This is a genomic window from Variovorax sp. YR266, assembly GCF_900107295.1.
In the GTDB taxonomy this organism is placed as follows: domain Bacteria; phylum Pseudomonadota; class Gammaproteobacteria; order Burkholderiales; family Burkholderiaceae_C; genus Variovorax.
Window position 1 is genome coordinate 160,500 of the sequence record NZ_FNPM01000008.1, and the last position, 17,819, is coordinate 178,318.

Here is a 17,819-nt window from a genome sequence, read left to right on the forward strand (position 1 = left end):
CGCTGCGCCGCGGCACGGGGCCAACAATTCTCCAAACCCCAGACCCCATTGGAGAACTCCCCATGCCCGAAGCATTCATCGTCGCCGCCGCACGCACCGCCGGAGGCCGCCGCAACGGCCGCCTTGCCGGCTGGCACCCGGCCGATCTCGCCGCGCAGGTGCTCAACGCCCTGGTGGAGCGCACCGATGCCGACCCGGCACTGGTCGAGGACGTCATCATGGGCTGCGTCGACCAGGCCGGCGAGCAGTCTTCCAACATCGCGCGCAACGCGGTACTGGCGTCGAAGCTGCCTGAATCCGTGCCGGCCACTTCGGTCGACCGGCAGTGCGGCTCGTCGCAGCAGGCGCTGCATTTCGCGGCGCAGGCCGTGATGTCGGGCAGCATGGACATCGTCATCGCCGCCGGCGTGGAAAGCATGACGCGCGTGCCGATGGGCATGCCCAGCACGCTGCCGCTGAAGAACGGCCTGGGCTTCTACGTGAGCCCGCTCATGGCACAACGCTACCCCGACATCCAGTTCAGCCAGTTCACAGGCGCCGAGATGATCGCCAGGAACTACGGCATCGAGAAAGACGAGCTCGACCGCTACGCATTCGAAAGCCACAGGCGCGCCATTGCCGCCACCCAGGCCGGCCTTTTCGAGCGCGAGATCGTGCCGATTGCGGTGCGCATGGCCGACGGCACCGAGCCCGGCGAGCTGCACACCACCGACGAGGGCATCCGCTACGACGCCACGCTGGAGAGCATTGCGGCCGTCAAGCTCATTGCCGAAGGTGGGCGCTGCACCGCCGCCACCGCCAGCCAGATCTGCGACGGCGCGAGCGGCCTGATGGTGGTGAACGAGCGCGGCCTGAAGACGCTGGGCGTGAAGCCGCTCGCGCGCATCCACCACATGAGCGTGATGGGGCACGACCCGGTGATCATGCTGGAGGCACCGCTGCCCGCCACGCAGCGCGCGCTGAAGAAGGCGGGCATGAAGATCGAGGACATCGACCTGTACGAAGTCAACGAGGCCTTCGCACCGGTGCCGCTGGCCTGGCTGCAGGCGCTGGGCGCCGACCCGGCCCGGCTGAACGTGAACGGCGGCGCGATCGCGCTGGGCCATCCGCTGGGCGCCTCGGGCACCAAGCTGATGACCACGCTGGTCCACGCGCTCGGCCAGCGCGGCAAGCGCTACGGCCTGCAGACCATGTGCGAGGGCGGCGGCATGGCCAACGTGACCATCGTCGAGCGGCTCTGAGCGCGGCGCGCCCGCGCTGCGGGGCGCCCGGATCGGCGATGCCAACATAATCGGGCCCCATGGGCGCCCTGCCAGCCATCCTCGATCCTCGCTCCGTCATCATTCTTGCGGGGCTCATGGGCGTTGTGATGGCGCTGGTGGTGTTCTTCATGCGGCGCAGCTATCCGGCCACCATCCAGGGGCTGGACGAGTGGTCCCAGGCGCCGCTCCTGGCATTCGTGAGCACCATGCTGTTTGCGGCGCGCGGCTTCTTCCCGGACTTCCTCACGATCGTCGTCGCCAACTTCGTGCTGTACCAAGCCTGCATCCTGTACTACGCGGGCAGCCAGAAGTTCCTGCTCGGGCGCCGCGACACCCGGGGCTGGACGGTGCTGAACGGCTGCCTGGCGCTGGCCATGTTCTGGTTCAGCAGCGTGAAGCCCGACTTCGAGACCCGCCTGCTGCTCATTACCCTGGCGGTGTCGGCGCTGTTCTTCTTCCACGCCCAGCTGTACATGCGCCACGAGGGCCGGGTGTTCGGCAAGCGGCTGATGATCGGGCTGCTGCTGGCGCAGGCGCTGGTGGCCGGCCTGCGCTTCTTGTCGGTGGTGGCGGGGCTGGCTGGCAGCAGCCTGATGGACGGCACCTGGATCCAGTCGCTCTACATCAGCATGTACTCGTTCACCGTGCTGCTGCTGTCCATCGCCGTCATCCTCATGGCCACCGACCGGGTGCACACCGAGTTCGAATACCTGGCCACGCGCGACCCGCTCACCGGCGCGCTCAACCGGCGCGCGGTGCTGGATGCATGCGGCGCCGTGTTCGCCTCGGGTCGCCGGCGCATGGCGCTGCTGATGGTGGACCTGGACCACTTCAAGGACATCAACGACCGCTTCGGCCACCAGATGGGCGACGCGGTACTGCGCGAGGCCGTCGGCCGCATGCAGCGCGCCATCGGCGACAAGGGCCTGCTCGGGCGCTACGGCGGCGAAGAATTCGTGGTGCTGCTGCCCGACGTGGGCAAGGCCGAGGCGATGGAGATCGCCGCGCGCCTCAAGCAGAACATCGACGAACCGTTCCCGGCCGATTCGCCGATGGCCGCTGTCGGCTCGATGGCGGTGAGCATCGGCGTGGCGGCCAGCGAGAGCGGCATGGGCAGCATTGGCGTTGACGACGTGCTGGCGCTGGCTGATGCGGCGCTGTATCGCGCGAAGGCGATGGGGCGGGATCAGGTGATTGCGGCTGCCTGATTCAGCGGGTCATTCGGACACGCATGCGTCGAGCCACCGGATGGCCGGATGCGCACCGGGCAGGGCACACGCAGCGGCCTCGCGCATCAGCCGCAGCCCCTTGTTGCTGTTGGTGAACAGCACGACCGCCGATTGCTCGGCCACGCTGCCCATCGTGAATGCACGGGTACCGTCCATCTTTCCCCACTGGAAGAAGGTGCCGTGGTTCGACTCCAGCCCCCAGCCGAGGCCCCAGCCGACGTCGGACTCCAGTTCTGCCGCCGTGGGCGGGCTGTGCAGGCGCTCCGCATCCTCTTTCGGTACATGCACATGGCAGGCCAGCCACGCGCGGTGCGTGGCCTCCTTCAGCCGTTCGCCGCGCAGCACAGCGCCGAGAAAGGCGCCGTAGTCGGCTGCCGTCGTCTGCAGCGAAAAGGAAGCGCTGGCCGTGTACGACGGCACATCCACGCGAGTCTCGCCTTCGTGCGGCATCGCGAAGTTGTCCTGGTAGCGTGCCTGCTGTTCGAGGCTCGACGACTGCATGCCCAGCGGCTCGAACACCAGCCGCTGCATCGTCGCCTCCAGCGGCTCGCCGGTGATCGCTGCCATGACGGTCTGCAGATAGCCGAAGCCGACGCTGGAGTAGCTGAACCACGCGCCGGGCTGGAAGTGCATTTGCAGCGGCTGGTTCTTTGACCGCAGGTTGGGCAGGCCGCAGGTGTGCGCGAGCAGGTGGCGCGCGGTGATGGCCGCGAATGCGGCATCGCCCGGCAGCACGGTCGGAACGAAATGCGCCAGCGATTCATCGAGCGCCAGCGCGCCGGCATCCACCAACTGGAGCGCCGCGTAGGCCACCATCGGTTTCGTGAGCGAGGCGGCCTGGAACACCGTCTGCGTGTTCACCGGCTCGTTGCTCAGCGTGTCTCTGACGCCGAGCGCGGCCAGTGCGTCTACCTTGCCGTGGCGCAGCACAGCCATCGACACGCCGGGGATGCCAGCAGCTTCCATCAGGGGCCGCAGGCCTTCGAGCGTTGTCGATGCGTCGGAATTCACTCGAGGGCTTTCAGTTGGCGAGCGACCCGCTCGCGCGCCGCCCACGACGTTGGCGAGATTGCGCTAACGGCTTCGGTCAACACGCGGTTCTCATGGCCGGGTTCCGCGGTGATCTTGACCACGGGCATTGCGAGCACGTGAACCAGTGCATCGCAGAGATGCGCGTAGTCGGCCCAGAACCGATGCATACCGATTTCGCCCCGCAGCCCGTGCCGGCGCGCGTAAGGCGTCTGTTCCAAGTACGCGGCCACCTTGCGTGTCCAGTCTGAACCACGGTGTGCAGCCGCTGCGCGCGAGTGGCTTGCTGCATCCTCTGGTCGCAGGTAGATCAAGGCCGGTCGCAAGGGTGCAAGGATTTCTTCGAACCGTCTGAAGTAATCGTCGATGTCCGCCCGGTTCTGTTCCATCATGAATCGCACCGTGCTCTGAAATGCGCTGCCTTCGAGGATGTGCAGGGTGTCATCCGATCGGACCTCGTTTGCGAAGCGCTCCCAACCTTGAAGACAGCGCAAGGGATAGTCCTCCAGCGTGATCGCACCCGGCGAATGGGGGTGAACCGGATGATCCGTCGCCTCTTCCAGATACCACCGGCTCGCGCACCCCTCATGCAATGCGAGAGTGCACAGGCGCTCGGCCAGCGTGGTCTTGCCCGTCCCCGGCAGGCCTTCGATGAGTACCAGTCGCACTGCGGATTACTTCGCCAGATAAGCCTCGACAGCCGGACCCCACAGCCCCTGCTGTGCGATCAGCATGTGCCCGTTCACCCCGGGCTCCAGCGCAAAGGTCTCGAAGGTGCCTTTGCCGCCCGCGGTGGTAAAGGCTTCGAAGTTCTTCCGGCTGTGCGCAACGGCATAGAAGCTGTCCTTCTCGCCGTACAGCCAGAGCGTGGGGCGGGGAAACGCGGCGCCGCGCCTGAAGCTCACGGGGTTGATCGCATCCGCGGTGTTGTCGGGGCACTGGTCGCTCATCCAGCCGCCGACGAAGTTGATGACTCCATGGAACACGCCGGGGCGGGTGCCCGCATACGCGATCGCGAGGATGCCTCCGCGTGAGTAGCCGGCGATCTCCATGCGCTTCGTGTCGACGTCGGGGTTCTTCTGCAGCCATGCGACGGCGGCGTCGAGATCTGCGAGTGCGTGGTCGAAGCCGGCCAGCGACAGGACTGGATCGCAGCTGTAGTGCTCGCGTTTCGGGGTGAAGCCTTCGTCATACAGCCCGTCCGACTGGCCGCGCCCGCGCCGTTGGGGGAACGCCACCAGCCAGCCGCGCTGCGTGAACCATCTGGCGAGGCGCTCGGGCGCCCACGTGTCCTTGAAGAGAGCCGGGTTGTTGCCGATGCCCGTGGAGCCATGGTTGAACACCACCGTCGGAAAGGGACCGGCGCCTTCGGGCCTGTAGATCACCATTTCCAGCGTGACGGGCGCGCCGCCTTCGACGAAGGGAGTGGGCACGCGAACGGTGCTGTGCTCCTGTGCCCAGCAGGATGCGGCGGCGAAGATGAGTGAGGCGGCGAGGAAGACGAGTTTTTTCATTTGCGCGGACATCCCTGGCGATCTGCCGCATTCTGCCCGCGCTGCCTGAAGCCTCGGTCTATGCAGATGGCTGCGTTGCCTTCTTTGCGCGCCATCGCACTGCACCGCTCGCCAGCACGATCCCGGGCACCACCAGCGCCAGGGCCAGCAGCACCGCACCGGTGATCGGTTCGTTCATCCAGGCCGCCGCGCCCAGCGTGGTCAGCACTGGCACCAGCGCCGCCGAGAGCGACGCGCGCGGCGCGCCGAGCCGTGCGACGGCCATCATGTAGACCACCAGCCCAAGCACTCCTGCACCCACACCTTGCGTCGTGGCCTGCAGCGCGACATCGGGCCATGGCGCGCTGAGCAGCCGCCGCGGTGCACCGGCGATCGACATCACAGGCAACAGCATCAGCGCCGACCACCCGTTCACGAACGCCGCGCCTTGCCACGGCGTGAGCCCGCAGTGCGCGAACGCGAGCGAATGCACGGCCCACAGCATGGCCGCCGCAAGAAAGAGCAGATCGCCGCGCCAGTCGAGCGAGCCGCCGCGAAAGCTCCTCGCAGCGAACAGTGCCATGCCGATGGCAATGCAGGCCAGCCCGACAAGCCTGAGGCCCTCGACCTTCTGCCCCTTGTGAAGCCATGCGCCGATGGCGGTGAAGAGCGGAAGGCTGCCCGCCATGAAGATGCCCATGTGGCTCGCGGGCGCCCATTGCGCGCCGGCCAGCACCAGCAGTCCGAAGGGCAGTCCGCCGCCGATGACGAGGAGCGCGAGCACCAGCGGCGAGGCCTTCGGTGCGATGCGCTTGCTGCCGAACCACAGCGGCGCGAGCAGCAGTGCGGGAATGCCGTAGCGCATCAGCGCCAGCTCCATCGGCCCGAGCGTGGTGGTCACGCCGTGGCGCGAGACGAGTTGCCAGGCGCTGCCGATGAAGGCTGCGGCCAGCGCGGCGAGCAGGCCGGCGGAGAGGTTGCGATCCATCATCGCGGCGAGTCTCGCGACCGCGCCGCGCGGCGGCTATCAAATTCGTGCGCTGCCGGCCAGCACGCGGCGGGCTTCGCCCAGCGTCACGCCTACTTCGCGGCGGAACACCGCGCCCAGGTGGCTCTGGCTGCAATAGCCGAGGTCGTGCGCGATGCCCGCGAGGTTGCTGTCTCCATCGACGAGCCGCTCCATGGCTGCTGCGAGCTGCAGGTGCTGGCGGTACTGATGCAGGCTCAGGCCAGTCTGCTGCCGGAAGCTGCGTGCCAGATGGAATGGCGAGCGCGAGACCGCATCAGCCACTTCGTGCATCGGGAGCTTCGCCTCCCGGTCGGCGGTTTCCGCGAGCAGCCGCTTTGCGCGCGCGACCGCGCCTGTCAGTGGCAGTTGCCGGCGCGACATGCCGAGTTCATCGACCAGTGAAGTGATGGCATCCGCACCTGCATCGCCCGCACGCAGTTGCCGCTGTGCCGCATGAACCCGGTACAGCGACCGTGGTGACAGCAGGCAGAACACAGGTGCCGCATCGGTGTGAGACGGCCGGTGTCGGCTCACGACCATGCTGTGTCGGGCCGCGTGTGCCACCGGCCGCAACTGATAGACCATGGCGTCGCAGAACTGCATGGCGGTGAGCCCGTCGACCAGCCAGGTGCCGTTGCCTGTGCGTACATCGAGCACCGTACGGCCCACCGGGAAAATGATGCGCCGCGATTCCAGCGTGTAGGGGCTGCTCCAGTCAGGCCCCTGGTGCGCGTGGGCGCGCACGTGCTCGACCGTGAACTCGTGTCCGGTGTAGAGGAGAGTGCGTTCCTGTGGCATGACTGGATGGCCGTCGACTACTTTTCGCCCCAGCGCCAGCGCGGTGGCTCGCCCTTGATCCAGCAGACGGCGACAAGCGCGATGGTCAGGCCCATGAGGGCCACGAAGAACAGCAGGGGTTCCCGTTCGGGGCGGATGGACAACACAGCCGTCACCACCAGCAGGCCGTACACGGCCATCACCGCCCAGCCTTGCCAGCAGTTGGGCAGGCCCCAGCCCCAGCCGTAGCGCTTGGCGGGAAACCAGTAGGGTTGCTTTTGCATCACGTCTCCTTGTCGATTTGCCGGATTCTGTCCGCTCTGCCTGAAGGGATGCTGAGCCCCGGCCTCACGCAAATGGGTAAGGCCCTTGCATCTTCCCGATGTGGCTCACATGGCTCACCATGCCGTGCGCTTCGTTCCACAGGTGCAGCATGCAGCCGGGCCGGCCCATGAAGGAGGCCGGCGCCGCATCGGCGGCCAGCTGCAGGGCGATCTCGGTCGTGCTGCTCGGGCATGAACACACGACCGTGCCCGCCCAGCGCCGCAGCATGGTGCGGTGCACGTGGCCGCACAGCACCAGCTCGATGTTGGAGGCGCTGCGCACGATGGCTTCTAGCGGCGCCGTGTCCATGTAGCGGTACGTATCCATGTAGGGAATGCCGCTCATGAAGGGCGGGTGATGCAGCATCAGCAGCGTTGGCTTGATGCGATCGGTTTCGAGCGTGCGCTGCAGCCACGCCAATCCTTGCGCATCGATGCCGCCATGGTGAAGCCCGGGAATGCACGAGTCCAGCGCCACGATGCGCACCGCATGGTCGTCGATGCAGTAGTGCAGCGCGCCTTCGGCCGGCAGGTACGCATGGTCCGCGAAGGCTGCACGAAAGTTCTCGCGGTGATCGTGGTTGCCGGGAATCACGAGGTACGGAATCGTCAGCTTCGCGAGCAGGTGCCGCACCTGTGCGTATTCATCGGGCCGGCCGTCGTCGACAAGGTCGCCGGTCAGCAGCACCAGGTCGGGCTTGCGGTCGAGCCCGTGCAGGTGGTCGATGGCTTCCTCGAACATGCGGTTCGAGTCGGCCACGCCCTGGTAGAACTGGCCTGCGGGGCGGATGTGGGGGTCGGAGATCTGTGCGATGAGCATGCCGCATCATCAAGCACGATCCGTTCCCTCCGGTGGACTCAGATGCCGACGAACTCGGCCACGTCGGCCAGCGGCGCGCGCTCGGTCACCAGCGCATCGAGCGGTCGGCTGCGGTCCGCATAGCCGATGGACATGCCCGTGAACAGCATGCGCTCGGGCGGCAGGGCGATGAACTGGCCGATGGTCTGCGGGTAGATCGCCCAGCACTCCTGCGGGCAGCTGTCGAGCCCTTCGCCGCGCAGCAGCAGCATCACGTTCTGCAGCATCATCCCCAGGTCGGACCACTGCGGCGGGCCCATGCGGCGGTCGACGCTGCAGAAAAGCGCGAGCGGCGCGCCGAAGAACTGGTAGTTGCGCGCAAACCATTCGCGGCGCGCGGCCTTGTCTTCGCGCGGAATGCCCAGGCGCGCATACATTGCCTCGCCCACGGCGAAGCGGCGGTCGCGATACGGCGCTGCAAGCTCGCGCGGGTAGATGTCGTACTCGCTGCCTTCGCCGGTGGGCGCTTCCTGCACGCGCGTGCGCATGGTCGCCTTGAGCTCGGCGAGTTTTTCTCCGCCCACCACATGCAGATGCCATGGCTGCAGGTTGCCGCCGGAAGGCGCGCGCAGCGCCTGCTCGACGACGCGGCGGATGACGTCGCCGGGCACCGGCGTGTCGAGAAAGTCGCGCACCGAGCGGCGGGTGGCGATGGCGTCCTGAACGTTCATGCAAAAGTCCTCTTGAAAGGCCATGCTAGGGGCAACCCTCGAACGACCTCAATCGTCCGTTCCGACGATGCGGCGCTGAGTGGCGGCTGCCTAGCATCGCCCCAGCGTACAGGAGACAAAACATGTTCGGATTGATGCAAGACCGCCCGCTGCTGATCTCGTCGCTCATCGATCACGCAGCCACCTTCCACCCGCATGCCGAAGTCGTGGGTCGCACGGTGGAGGGGCCGGTGCATCGCACCAACTACGCGGAGATACAGCGCCGCGCCAAGCAGGTGGCCAACGCGCTGACGACGCTGGGCATCGAACCCGGCGACCGCGTGGGCACGCTCGCGTGGAACACTTATCGCCACCTCGCGCTGTACTTCGGCGTGTCGGGTTCGGGTGCGGTGCTGCACACGGTGAACCCGCGGCTCTTTCCGGAGCAGATCGACTACATCGTCAACCACGCCGAAGACAAGGTGCTGTTCTTCGATGCCAACTTCGCTCCGCTGGTCGAGAAGCTCGCGCCCGGCCTGAAGTCGGTGCGCGCCTTCATCGCAATGACCGACCGCGCCCACATGCCCGCCATCGACGTGCCCAACCTGCTGTGCTACGACGAGCTCATCGGCGCGCAGAGCGAGAGCTACGCCTGGCCCGAGTTCGACGAGCGCACTGCCTCGTCGCTTTGCTACACCTCGGGCACCACCGGCAACCCGAAGGGCGTGCTGTATTCGCATCGCTCGACCGTGCTGCACTCGCTGATGGAATGCGCGCCCGACACCTTCGGCGTCAACTCGCAGATGACGCTGCTGCTCGCGGTGCCCATGTTCCACGCCAACGCCTGGGGCATGCCGTATGCGGCGGCGATGGCCGGCGCGAAGCTCGTCATGCCCGGCCCGCACATGGACGGCCAGAGCCTGTACGAGCTGATGCGCGACGAGAAGGTCGGCTTCTCGCAGGCCGTGCCGACCATCTGGCTCATGCTGTTCCAGTACTTCGACGCGCACCCCGAAATCGACACGCGCGCCATTGGCCTGAAGCGCATCGGCGTGGGTGGTGCGGCCACGCCGCGCAGCATGATCGAACGCTTCGAGCGCGACTTCGGCGCCGACTTCGTGCAGGGCTGGGGCATGACCGAGACCAGCCCCATCGGCGTGATCGGCAACCTGCTGCCCAAGCACCTGTCGATGCCGAAGGAAGAACAGATGCGCGTGAAGATGCGCCAGGGCCGCGGCGTGTGGGGCGTGGAGCTGAAGATCGTCGGCGAGGACGGCCAGCGCCTGCCGCACGACGGCAAGGCCTTCGGCCATCTGCACGTGCGCGGCCCATGGATTGCGAGCGGCTACTTCAAGAGCGAGGGCGGCCCGGTGCTCGACGCCGAAGGTTTCTTTCCGACCGGCGACGTCGCCAACATCGACGAAGACGGCTACGTGCAACTGGTCGATCGCGCGAAGGACGTCATCAAGTCGGGTGGCGAATGGATTTCTTCCATCGACCTGGAGAACGCCGCGAGCATGCACCCGGCCGTGGCCGAAGCGGCGGTGATCGGCATCGCGCATCCGAAGTGGCAGGAGCGTCCGCTGCTCATCGTGGTGAAGCGTGCGGGTGTCGAAGTCACGCGCGAGGAACTGCTCACTTTCCTCGCGCAGCGCGTCGTGAAGTGGTGGCTACCGGAAGACGTGGTCTTCGTCGACACGCTGCCGCATACAGCCACCGGCAAGCTGCTGAAGACCAAGCTACGCGAGCAGTTCAAAGGTTACGTTGCGACGACATCTGTTTGACGGTTTGATGACTTGTTAGATTTTTCTGTGGACAACTCTGTGAGTTGTGGGTGGAGGCGCAGAGGCGAAGCGAGGATTGGCGTGGCTTCCCATCACGTTGCCTGTTGAATAGGCAGCCCTTCGATGGGGGAGGCCGAAAGGCATAGGGTGGGCGCGTATGTATACAAACAGGAGGGCAGTCGGCATCGACTCCCTCCGAAAACTGGACACCGCGAAACTAGCTGGTGCCCCGCGCCAACTGAGCCCGCCCGAACGGCGTGATACGCCGGATCACCGCCAGCTCCTGCGGCTCGCGGCTCTCCTTCCACGCCAGCACAGGGCTGATCGCGGCATCGACGAACCCGGCCTGCTTCAGCGCCTCGATGCAGTTGATCTCCTGCGCGTCGTCCACGCGAAGCGGGAATGTCGAACGCTCGATCATGCGCAGGTAGTGCAGCGGTTCGATGCCCGTGCGTGCCGGCTTCGGTGGTGCGTCGGTGTTGCTGGCGTTGCGACCGCGCAGGTTGTCGATCTCGGCGTGCCCCTCGTCGGTGATGCAGACCACCAGCGCCGCCTGCGCCAGCCTGTAGCTGCCCCCGGTGTCGAAAGCCGGGTCGATGGCGGCCTCGATCAGGCCGGTTGCTTTCAGGACGGAAACGCGTCGCACGTCCTGCGCGTCCGTCACGTGCATTGGCAGGCGAGCATGCTCCAAATGAAGAAGGTAACTGAGCGGCACCGAAGATCCCCTGTCTACGTATCCCTCGGCCCTCATGCCGCGTCATGCCGTCCAGCCAAAGCAGGGACGGCAAGAACGCCCCCGACTTCCTGGACAACTCATGCGCCCCGGACCAATCCAGCCCGCGAGGGTGTTGGTCGAGAAGGGTGTGAATTGTGAATATTTGTCAACAATTCTTGTAGGACGGCCGGTCGAGCGCCATCACCGAAACAGGGTATTTCCTCTGGCCGGGTTCTGGGGTTTCAGGATCGGCTGCGTTGGCGCGGTCGACCCTCGACGCGTTCGCTCCTCAGTGCTTGTGGCTACCGTGCCCCGCGGGTTGCGCAGAGGCATTGAGCGCCCGCACCGGCGCCTTCACCTCGACCGATTCGCGCTTGCCGTCCTTGCCTTCGAAAACCAGCGTGAGCGGCACGGTGTCGCCTTCCTTCACCTGCTGCTTGAGGTCGAGCAGCATCACGTGATAGCCGCCGGGCTTGAGCTCGACGTTCTTGCCCGCGGGCAGGTCGAGCGCAGGGATCTGGCGCATGCGCATCACGTTGTCCTGCATGGCCATTTCGTGCACCTCAACGATGGGCGTGACGGGCGAACTGGCCGAGATCAGCTTCGTGTCTTTCGCGGCGCTGAGCTGCATGAACGCGCCGGTGGCCTTCTGCTGCGGCACGGTGGCGCGCACCCACGCGTCCTTGATGGTGACCTGGGCGTGCGCGTGTGCGGCGAGCAATGTGGCGATGGCGATGAGGAGGGTGCGTGCGATGGGGTTTTTCATGGATGAAATCTCCTGAGGTTGAAACGATGGAAGTCAGGCGGATGCGGTCTGAAGAATCTGGCGGAGGTCTTGCGCGCATTCTTCCGCGCTCTGTTCGTGGCGCAGCACGAGGCGGATCTTTCCCTTCGGGTCGAACACGTAGCTGAAGGCCGAGTGGTCCATGGTGTACGAGGAGCCCGTGGGCACTTTCTTGTAGAACACCTTGAAGTCTTTCGCGGTCTCGCCGGTTCGCTGCATGTCGCCATAGAGGCCTATGAAGCTGGGGTCGAAGGCCTGCGTGTAGGCCTTGAGCACGACGGGCAGATCGCGCTCGGGGTCGACGGTGACGAAGATCACCTGAAGGCGCTCGCCGTCGGCGCCGAGCAGCCGCTTGATCTCTGCCGCGCGCACGAGTGCTGTGGGGCACACGTCGGGGCACTGGGTGAAGCCGAAGAACATCATCACTGCCTTGCCCTTGAAGTCGGCCAGCGTGCGTTCATGGCCGTCCGTGTCGGTCAAACGGAAATCCTGCGCGTATCTGGCGCCGGTGATGTCGACGCCGTTGAAGCTGGCGGGCAGCACCTTGTCGCAGGCCGCGAGGGTCGTGAGCGCGGCGAGGCTGCCGGCGGACAGCAGCAGGAATCGCCTTGTTGGATGGGGTGTGTGGATCATTGAAAAAGCTCTCTTCGGCACAGGTGCGGGTGCCGATGGATTCATTGCAGGAACACACGCGACGAGCGAGCCTCGACCGAGGCGGCCGCATCACGCGCGCAAGAACTGAAGAAGCGTCAGGAGAGCGAAGGAGGCCCGCGCGCCGGCAGGGGCGCTGCGGTGACCGCGGCGATGTGCGCGGACGGAATCGGCTGGACTGCGCGGGCCAGCGGCATGAGCACGGGCAGTTCGACGGTGGGCGTTGTCACGGGCGGGGCGCCGTTGAGCACGCACAGCGGGCAGTCCATGTGGCCCGCGCCCAGCTCTTGCGCGCCGTCGTCGGTGTGCACGATGGCTTTCACCGAGCCGGCGTTCGAGCAGACCAATTCCACGGTCTGCGGATGCACGACCGGAGAAGCGATGGCCACGCCAAGCGACAGCGCGAACCACAGCAGCACCCAGCGGATCAGGCCTACGCCCGGACGCCGCAAGCCCGCGCGGGCGGCGGGCGGGTTCGGTGTGGCGAGGGAAGGCGCGAGCATCGGCGCGGATTATCGGTCAGCATGCTCGGCAAAGAAAAAAGCCTTGTAAGTCGTTGACTCACAAGGCTTTTTCGTTTTGTTGGTGGTCTTCACTGGATCGAAAGATCCCTTGCATGCCGCGCCAACTCTAGAATTTTGTTCGGGTGTGATCTTGAGTTACTGCATCACTTACTGCACCTGAAAAACTGTTATGCCACGAAATCTAATCGGTTCCGACACCTCTCTCCGATCCATCAAACCCGGCGATCCGCGCAGGCGCATTTCCGATGGCGACGGCCTCTACATCCTGCTCTTCGTGAACGGCGGCGCCCACGGATGGCGGTTCGACTACAGCATCGCGGGCAAGCGCAAGACGCTCTCGCTTGGCACTTACCCCACCATCGGGATCGGCTTGGCCCGCGAGCGCGCCGAGGACGCGCGCAGGAAGGTGGCCCAAGGCATCGATCCCAGCGAGGCCAGAAAGGCCGTCCGTGCGGCGCATGTTCAGGCCCGTGAAGCTGCGACACGTGCCGAGGCGGGCCTGCCTGTGCTCGACAGCTTCGAGCACGTCGCGCGCGAATGGTACGAGGTGCGCCGCGCCGACTGGGCCGAGAGCTACGGCGTCAAGATCATCGGCCGGCTGGAGAACGACGTGTTCCCCTACATCGGCACGCGCCCCATCGCGAAGATTGATCCGCCAGAGCTGTTGGCGGTCATCCGTCGCATCGAGTCTCGCGGCGTGGTTGAGACTGCCCACCGCGCGCTGGAGAATTGCGGCCAGGTCTTCCGGTTTGCCGTCGCCATGGGCCGCGCGACGAGCAATCCGGCCCGTGACCTGAAGGACGCCTTGCGCAAACCGCTCGTGCAGCACTTCCCGGCCATCACCGATCCCAAACGCCTGGGCGAGTTGTTGCGCGCCTGCGATGGCTACAAGGGGACGCACGTTGTGCGGACTGCCCTGAAGTTGGCCCCGATGATCTTGCTGCGTCCGGGCGAGTTGCGCCATGCGAAGTGGGAAGAGATCGACCTCGACGCCGGGTTGTGGACTGTGCCCGCTGCGCGCATGAAGCGAAAGAAGGTCGGCAAGCTGCACGGCGCACCGCACCTGGTGCCGTTGTCAACGCAGGCCGTTGAGGCCTTGCGAGATCTGTACCCGCTGACCGGACGCAGCGCCTATGTGTTCACGGGCGAGCGCAGCCACGAGCGCCCCATGAGCGATGCCGCGATCAACGCCGCATTGCGCGCGATGGGCTTCGGCAAAGACGAAGTGACTGCCCACGGGTTCCGCGCGACCGCCCGCACCATCCTAGCGGAGCGCCTCAACGTCGACGAGTCGGTGATCGAGGCGCAGCTCGCACACGCCGTCAAAGACAGTCTCGGCCGCGCCTACAACCGCACAGAGTTTCGCGTGGAACGTTTTTCGATGATGCAGAAATGGGCCGACTACCTCGATGAATTGCGCCGTGGTGCCGACGTGGTGCAGCTTCGCGCAGCTTGACGAGCGCGGTCTAGAGCGCTTACATTTCTTTTGCCTCGTGATGAGCGAGGTCGGGATTGGTCTCCCGAAGAAGTCCTGCGACGAAAGCCGCAGTTACCGCCATTGGTCTGCGGCTTTGTCGTTCGTGCCCCATTTTTTAGGCGGCTCGATGGGCGGGCGCAAGCCCGGCCGGTTTCCGCAAGGACTTCCCGGTAGACCAACCCGTCGAGCTGCCGCCCCTGATTGGTCTCAGGGACGGCGGTTTTAGCAAACCGAAGTCCTTGGAGGCCCATGGCCGATTCTTCTCACGCTGGCGCCGACGCCGGCTGCTCTTTCGCGAGCTATCGCCCCACCGCTCAATTCAAGCCCTTCGAATGGGTTCGAGGGGAAGGGCTGAGCCTGCCCCAGCAACGGCTCGCCGAATTCCTGAACGATGCGCGCGACGTGGTTCAGGGCACGCACATGCTCGCCCAACTGCTTTCCTGGGACGAAGACCGGCGCGAAGCGGCTTGTTCCGACGCAAGCCCTGCGCCCTTCTTCAACGCATGCCACCGCGGCGCGCTGGAACGGCTCATGTCGGCTTCGCTGGGACTTCTCAGCGCTCAGATCGAACGTCAATGCGATGCGCTAGACAGCGTGCGTCGCCATGGATGAGGGGCCGGTGATGACATCTTGGGCCTCCTCAATGTCACCTCCTCTCGGTGATCCTCCTCCCATGTTCACTTCCGAAACCGTCCGCATGGAGTCGCCAACCCCTCTCAAAGTCGCGCCCGGCGACTGCTTTCTCAGGATTCAAGAGGTCGAGCGCCGTGTGTGTCTGAAGAAGAGCGCGATCTACGCGCGCATGGCAACCGGCGCATTCCCGCGAAGCATCTCGTTGGGCCGCCGATGCACGGTGTGGCTGAAGTCTTCCATCGACGGATGGATCGACGAGCAGATCGAGAGGGCCAACAACCTGGCCGTCTCGCCTGGGACCAATGGCGCAGAGCAAGCTTCGAGGGGTTGAGCGCCATGGCGGACATGCATTGGTTCCGGTGGCATCACGGGACGGTCACCGATCCGAAATTCGGGTTGATCGCGAAGAAGGCGGGCACGTCTGTGGCCGAGGTCATCGCGATCTGGGCGTACTTGCTGGAGGCGGCCAGCGCGTCCGAGGAGCGCGGCCATCCGGGCACGCCGGACTTCGAGGCCATCGACTTTGCCCTCGGGGTCCAGGAAGGCAGCACACAGCGCGTCTATGGGCTCATGCAAGACCGGGCCTTGATCGATGGCGACACAGGGCGCCTTGCCGCATGGGAGAGGCGACAACCCAAGCGTGAGCGCGACGACGAGACCAGCACGGACAGAAAGCGCCGCCAGCGTGAACGCGAAGGGGCAGGCGTGACAGCTGCTGTCCCGCCAAGTCACACCGAATCCATCAGTGTCACGCCATGTCACGCCATGTCACGCCACGTCCCGCCAAGTCACACCCAGAGGAGAGGAGAGGAGAAGAGATAAGAAAACACCCCCTACCCCCCGCAAGCGGGGGAAGTGGGGGGCGACGAATCTCAAATCTCCACGAAAGCGGAAACCGTCTGCAAGGCGATCAGGGCCAAGGGCGTAGACGTGAGCCCGTCGAATCCGAAGCTGCGCGCGCTGATCGACAAAGGCGTCGGCGTGGAGACCTTCGTGCAGGCCGCCGAGATTTGCACCAGGGCACACCCCGCCAAGGGCGCGGAATATCTGCTTGGCATCGTGGAGTGCCGGTTTCGGGAGGCTGCGGACATCGGCGAGCGACCGGGTCTGCCGCAGGCTGCCTGGGACCAAAGCAGGGCCAGCATCGAGGCCAAGGCCGAAGCGCTTGGCATCGGGCGGTGGCGAGAGTTCAACCTCGGTCCCGATCGCGAGCACTGGCCGGCGTACTTGCGGCGCGTCAAGGAGGCGGCCAAGCGCGAAGCGAGGGTGCCTGAAGGCCGCTGCGCAGCCGATCTGGAAATGGCGTCGAGGTGACATCGCTTGCCTTGTCGATGTCAGCTTTGCTGCGCGATCCTCGCTCCATGTTCAATTCCGAAACTGTCCACATGCAAGCCCCACCCGTCCTCAAAGCAGCGCCAGGAGATCGCTTTCTCCGCATCCAGGAGGTCGAGCGTCGCGTGTGTCTGAAGAAGAGCGCGATCTATGCGCGCATGTCAGCCGGGAAATTTCCGCGCAGCGTGTCCTTGGGCCGGCGATGCACCGTGTGGCTGAAGTCGTCCATCGATGCCTGGATCGTCGAGCAGGTCGACTCGGCGAATGGCGTCCATGTGCGGTCCCCCAAGCTCCACGAGACGCAGGCATCGGAGGTCTGACGCGTCATGGCGGATATGCATTGGTTCAGATGGCATCACGGGACGGTCACCGATCCGAAGCTCGGGTTGATCGCCAAGAAGGCTGGCGTGTCCATGGCGCAGGTGATCGCCATCTGGGTCCATCTGCTGGAGGCGGCGAGCACGTCCGAGGACCGAGGCAATCCCGGGGTGCCGGATTTCGAATCGATGGACTTTTACCTCGAGGTGGAGGAAGGTGTCGCGCAGCGGGTCTACGGACTCATGCAGGACAAGGCACTGATCGCCAAAGACACCGGTCGTCTGGTGGCTTGGGAGCGGCGTCAGCCCAAGAGGGAGCGCGAAGACGAGGGAGGCGCGGAAAGAAAACGTCGGCAGCGGGAGCGCGAGACTGGAAGTTCGACCAATGGTGGCGAAGCCTCTCGCAGTCGTCGAGGCCTGCCTATCGCGGCCTCCACAGCCGAGGGGGAGAACGAGACTGAGAGAACGACGTCGGACGCAACGGCCAGTGCGGAGCGTGAAGCCCGAATCTCAACGAAAGTGGCTGCTGTTTGCAAGGCCATCCGGGCCAAGGGCGTGACTGACGTGACCCCGTCGGATCCGAAGCTGCGCGAATTGGTCGAGGCAGGTGTCGGCGTGGAGATCTTTGAGGGGGCCGCGGAGGTCTGCGTCAAGGCAAGTCCGCCGAAAGGGATGGCATACCTGCTTGGCATCGTGAAGCGCCTGGTGCGGGAAGCAGAGGAGATCGGCGCGAGTCCAGATTTTTCTGATGTTGCGTGGGACCAGACGCGCAGCGGTATCGATGCGAAGGCGTGCGCCCTCGGCCTCACTGCATGGGACGAAGCGGCGTTCTCGGTGGGGCAAGGCGAGAGCTATCTCGCCTTCACTGCACGGGTCAAGCGCGCCGCTGAGAAAGCAGCGGAGACCGAATGCGCGTGAGTGAGGGCTTCAATAGCGGCGGCCTCGCGAGCGTGCTGTTGCGCTCAACGAGG

General features: G+C 65.5%; 22 protein-coding genes. 10 read left to right on the top strand and 12 right to left on the bottom strand.

Annotated features, from left to right (window positions below):
- The first annotated feature begins 62 nt into the window (after nucleotides 1-62).
- Together BLW48_RS21355 and BLW48_RS21360 are read left to right on the top strand one after the other, a co-directional pair.
- Nucleotides 63-1,241: an acetyl-CoA C-acetyltransferase gene (locus tag BLW48_RS21355; RefSeq protein WP_093177357.1), complete on the top strand. Its 1,179-nt coding sequence runs from the start codon at nucleotides 63-65 to the stop codon at nucleotides 1,239-1,241.
- Between the two features lie 59 nt (nucleotides 1,242-1,300).
- Nucleotides 1,301-2,470, top strand: coding sequence for a GGDEF domain-containing protein (locus tag BLW48_RS21360; RefSeq protein ID WP_093177358.1), 1,170 nt, complete (start codon nucleotides 1,301-1,303; stop codon nucleotides 2,468-2,470).
- A gap of 9 nt (nucleotides 2,471-2,479) precedes the next feature.
- Here BLW48_RS21360 and BLW48_RS21365 read toward each other — a convergent pair whose 3' ends face one another.
- The 8 genes from BLW48_RS21365 to BLW48_RS21400 all read right to left on the bottom strand — a co-directional run bounded on the left by BLW48_RS21365 (nucleotide 2,480) and on the right by BLW48_RS21400 (nucleotide 8,652).
- Complete coding sequence (locus BLW48_RS21365) at nucleotides 2,480-3,502, bottom strand: serine hydrolase domain-containing protein (RefSeq protein ID WP_093177359.1); 1,023 nt, start codon at nucleotides 3,500-3,502, stop codon at nucleotides 2,480-2,482.
- Nucleotides 3,499-4,188 (bottom strand): P-loop NTPase family protein, encoded by a 690-nt coding sequence (locus tag BLW48_RS21370; RefSeq protein WP_093177361.1) that lies wholly within the window; start codon nucleotides 4,186-4,188, stop codon nucleotides 3,499-3,501. The genes BLW48_RS21365 and BLW48_RS21370 overlap by 4 nt, the downstream gene beginning before the upstream one ends.
- Nucleotides 4,189-4,194: 6 nt before the next feature.
- A complete protein-coding gene (locus tag BLW48_RS21375) occupies nucleotides 4,195-5,034 on the bottom strand; it encodes a dienelactone hydrolase family protein (protein WP_093177580.1) in 840 nt (279 codons plus the stop codon).
- A 58-nt stretch (nucleotides 5,035-5,092) separates the two neighbouring features.
- Entirely contained in the window at nucleotides 5,093-6,004 is a 912-nt protein-coding gene (locus tag BLW48_RS21380; protein WP_256330855.1) for a DMT family transporter, read from the bottom strand.
- A gap of 36 nt (nucleotides 6,005-6,040) precedes the next feature.
- Nucleotides 6,041-6,820 carry a helix-turn-helix domain-containing protein gene (locus BLW48_RS21385; protein WP_093177362.1) on the bottom strand — a complete coding sequence of 260 codons (780 nt, stop codon included), beginning with the start codon at nucleotides 6,818-6,820 and terminating at the stop codon, nucleotides 6,041-6,043.
- Between the two features lie 17 nt (nucleotides 6,821-6,837).
- A complete protein-coding gene (locus BLW48_RS21390; protein WP_093177364.1) occupies nucleotides 6,838-7,083 on the bottom strand; it encodes a hypothetical protein in 246 nt (81 codons plus the stop codon).
- A gap of 64 nt (nucleotides 7,084-7,147) precedes the next feature.
- Nucleotides 7,148-7,942 carry a phosphodiesterase gene (locus BLW48_RS21395; RefSeq protein ID WP_093177365.1) on the bottom strand — a complete coding sequence of 265 codons (795 nt, stop codon included), beginning with the start codon at nucleotides 7,940-7,942 and terminating at the stop codon, nucleotides 7,148-7,150.
- A 38-nt stretch (nucleotides 7,943-7,980) separates the two neighbouring features.
- Nucleotides 7,981-8,652, bottom strand: a complete 672-nt coding sequence (locus tag BLW48_RS21400) for a nitroreductase (RefSeq protein ID WP_093177367.1) — start codon at nucleotides 8,650-8,652, stop codon at nucleotides 7,981-7,983.
- Nucleotides 8,653-8,774: 122 nt separating this feature from the next.
- Between BLW48_RS21400 and BLW48_RS21405 the strand changes: the two genes are divergently transcribed.
- Nucleotides 8,775-10,415, top strand: a complete 1,641-nt coding sequence (locus tag BLW48_RS21405) for a 3-(methylthio)propionyl-CoA ligase (protein ID WP_093177368.1) — start codon at nucleotides 8,775-8,777, stop codon at nucleotides 10,413-10,415.
- 217 nt (nucleotides 10,416-10,632) lie between these two features.
- On the opposite strand, the gene BLW48_RS21410 is transcribed toward BLW48_RS21405, so the two are convergent.
- The 4 genes from BLW48_RS21410 to BLW48_RS21425 form a co-directional block, all read right to left on the bottom strand.
- Nucleotides 10,633-11,085, bottom strand: coding sequence for a hypothetical protein (locus BLW48_RS21410; protein WP_093177370.1), 453 nt, complete (start codon nucleotides 11,083-11,085; stop codon nucleotides 10,633-10,635).
- Between the two features lie 334 nt (nucleotides 11,086-11,419).
- Nucleotides 11,420-11,896 (bottom strand): copper chaperone PCu(A)C, encoded by a 477-nt coding sequence (locus tag BLW48_RS21415; protein WP_093177371.1) that lies wholly within the window; start codon nucleotides 11,894-11,896, stop codon nucleotides 11,420-11,422.
- Nucleotides 11,897-11,929: 33 nt separating this feature from the next.
- Complete coding sequence (locus BLW48_RS21420) at nucleotides 11,930-12,547, bottom strand: SCO family protein (RefSeq protein ID WP_177142379.1); 618 nt, start codon at nucleotides 12,545-12,547, stop codon at nucleotides 11,930-11,932.
- 116 nt (nucleotides 12,548-12,663) lie between these two features.
- Nucleotides 12,664-13,068 (bottom strand): DUF2946 family protein, encoded by a 405-nt coding sequence (locus tag BLW48_RS21425; protein WP_256330856.1) that lies wholly within the window; start codon nucleotides 13,066-13,068, stop codon nucleotides 12,664-12,666.
- 190 nt (nucleotides 13,069-13,258) lie between these two features.
- Between BLW48_RS21425 and BLW48_RS21430 the strand changes: the two genes are divergently transcribed.
- From BLW48_RS21430 to BLW48_RS21455, 7 genes are all read left to right on the top strand, one after another.
- Nucleotides 13,259-14,545 carry a tyrosine-type recombinase/integrase gene (locus BLW48_RS21430; protein ID WP_093177374.1) on the top strand — a complete coding sequence of 429 codons (1,287 nt, stop codon included), beginning with the start codon at nucleotides 13,259-13,261 and terminating at the stop codon, nucleotides 14,543-14,545.
- Nucleotides 14,546-14,815: 270 nt separating this feature from the next.
- On the top strand, nucleotides 14,816-15,178 hold the full coding sequence (locus BLW48_RS21435) for a hypothetical protein (RefSeq protein ID WP_093177376.1): 363 nt from the start codon (nucleotides 14,816-14,818) through the stop codon (nucleotides 15,176-15,178).
- Nucleotides 15,179-15,239: 61 nt separating this feature from the next.
- Nucleotides 15,240-15,530, top strand: a complete 291-nt coding sequence (locus BLW48_RS21440) for a helix-turn-helix transcriptional regulator (protein ID WP_093177378.1) — start codon at nucleotides 15,240-15,242, stop codon at nucleotides 15,528-15,530.
- A gap of 5 nt (nucleotides 15,531-15,535) precedes the next feature.
- On the top strand, nucleotides 15,536-16,021 hold the full coding sequence (locus BLW48_RS35855; protein ID WP_256330857.1) for a hypothetical protein: 486 nt from the start codon (nucleotides 15,536-15,538) through the stop codon (nucleotides 16,019-16,021).
- Between the two features lie 33 nt (nucleotides 16,022-16,054).
- A complete protein-coding gene (locus tag BLW48_RS35860) occupies nucleotides 16,055-16,513 on the top strand; it encodes a hypothetical protein (RefSeq protein WP_256330858.1) in 459 nt (152 codons plus the stop codon).
- Nucleotides 16,514-16,584: 71 nt separating this feature from the next.
- Nucleotides 16,585-16,851, top strand: a complete 267-nt coding sequence (locus BLW48_RS21450) for a helix-turn-helix transcriptional regulator (protein WP_256330872.1) — start codon at nucleotides 16,585-16,587, stop codon at nucleotides 16,849-16,851.
- A gap of 6 nt (nucleotides 16,852-16,857) precedes the next feature.
- On the top strand, nucleotides 16,858-17,766 hold the full coding sequence (locus BLW48_RS21455; RefSeq protein ID WP_093177379.1) for a hypothetical protein: 909 nt from the start codon (nucleotides 16,858-16,860) through the stop codon (nucleotides 17,764-17,766).
- The last annotated feature ends 53 nt before the right edge of the window (nucleotides 17,767-17,819 follow it).

Bases quoted from the DNA above. Each gene is read 5' to 3' on its own strand.
- BLW48_RS21390 (WP_093177364.1), bottom strand. From the start codon at position 7,083: ATGCAAAAGCAACCCTACTGGTTTCCCGCCAAGCGCTACGGCTGGGGC.
- BLW48_RS21385 (WP_093177362.1), bottom strand. From the start codon at position 6,820: ATGCCACAGGAACGCACTCTCCTCTACACCGGACACGAGTTCACGGTC.
- BLW48_RS21405 (WP_093177368.1), top strand. From the start codon at position 8,775: ATGTTCGGATTGATGCAAGACCGCCCGCTGCTGATCTCGTCGCTCATC.
- BLW48_RS21375 (WP_093177580.1), bottom strand. From the start codon at position 5,034: ATGAAAAAACTCGTCTTCCTCGCCGCCTCACTCATCTTCGCCGCCGCA.
- BLW48_RS21380 (WP_256330855.1), bottom strand. From the start codon at position 6,004: ATGATGGATCGCAACCTCTCCGCCGGCCTGCTCGCCGCGCTGGCCGCA.
- BLW48_RS21395 (WP_093177365.1), bottom strand. From the start codon at position 7,942: ATGCTCATCGCACAGATCTCCGACCCCCACATCCGCCCCGCAGGCCAG.
- BLW48_RS21410 (WP_093177370.1), bottom strand. From the start codon at position 11,085: ATGCACGTGACGGACGCGCAGGACGTGCGACGCGTTTCCGTCCTGAAA.
- BLW48_RS21450 (WP_256330872.1), top strand. From the start codon at position 16,585: ATGCAAGCCCCACCCGTCCTCAAAGCAGCGCCAGGAGATCGCTTTCTC.
- BLW48_RS21455 (WP_093177379.1), top strand. From the start codon at position 16,858: ATGGCGGATATGCATTGGTTCAGATGGCATCACGGGACGGTCACCGAT.
- BLW48_RS35855 (WP_256330857.1), top strand. From the start codon at position 15,536: ATGGCGGACATGCATTGGTTCCGGTGGCATCACGGGACGGTCACCGAT.
- BLW48_RS21355 (WP_093177357.1), top strand. From the start codon at position 63: ATGCCCGAAGCATTCATCGTCGCCGCCGCACGCACCGCCGGAGGCCGC.
- BLW48_RS21420 (WP_177142379.1), bottom strand. From the start codon at position 12,547: ATGATCCACACACCCCATCCAACAAGGCGATTCCTGCTGCTGTCCGCC.
- BLW48_RS21425 (WP_256330856.1), bottom strand. From the start codon at position 13,068: ATGCTCGCGCCTTCCCTCGCCACACCGAACCCGCCCGCCGCCCGCGCG.
- BLW48_RS21415 (WP_093177371.1), bottom strand. From the start codon at position 11,896: ATGAAAAACCCCATCGCACGCACCCTCCTCATCGCCATCGCCACATTG.
- BLW48_RS21360 (WP_093177358.1), top strand. From the start codon at position 1,301: ATGGGCGCCCTGCCAGCCATCCTCGATCCTCGCTCCGTCATCATTCTT.
- BLW48_RS21400 (WP_093177367.1), bottom strand. From the start codon at position 8,652: ATGAACGTTCAGGACGCCATCGCCACCCGCCGCTCGGTGCGCGACTTT.
- BLW48_RS21430 (WP_093177374.1), top strand. From the start codon at position 13,259: ATGCCACGAAATCTAATCGGTTCCGACACCTCTCTCCGATCCATCAAA.
- BLW48_RS21440 (WP_093177378.1), top strand. From the start codon at position 15,240: ATGTTCACTTCCGAAACCGTCCGCATGGAGTCGCCAACCCCTCTCAAA.
- BLW48_RS21435 (WP_093177376.1), top strand. From the start codon at position 14,816: ATGGCCGATTCTTCTCACGCTGGCGCCGACGCCGGCTGCTCTTTCGCG.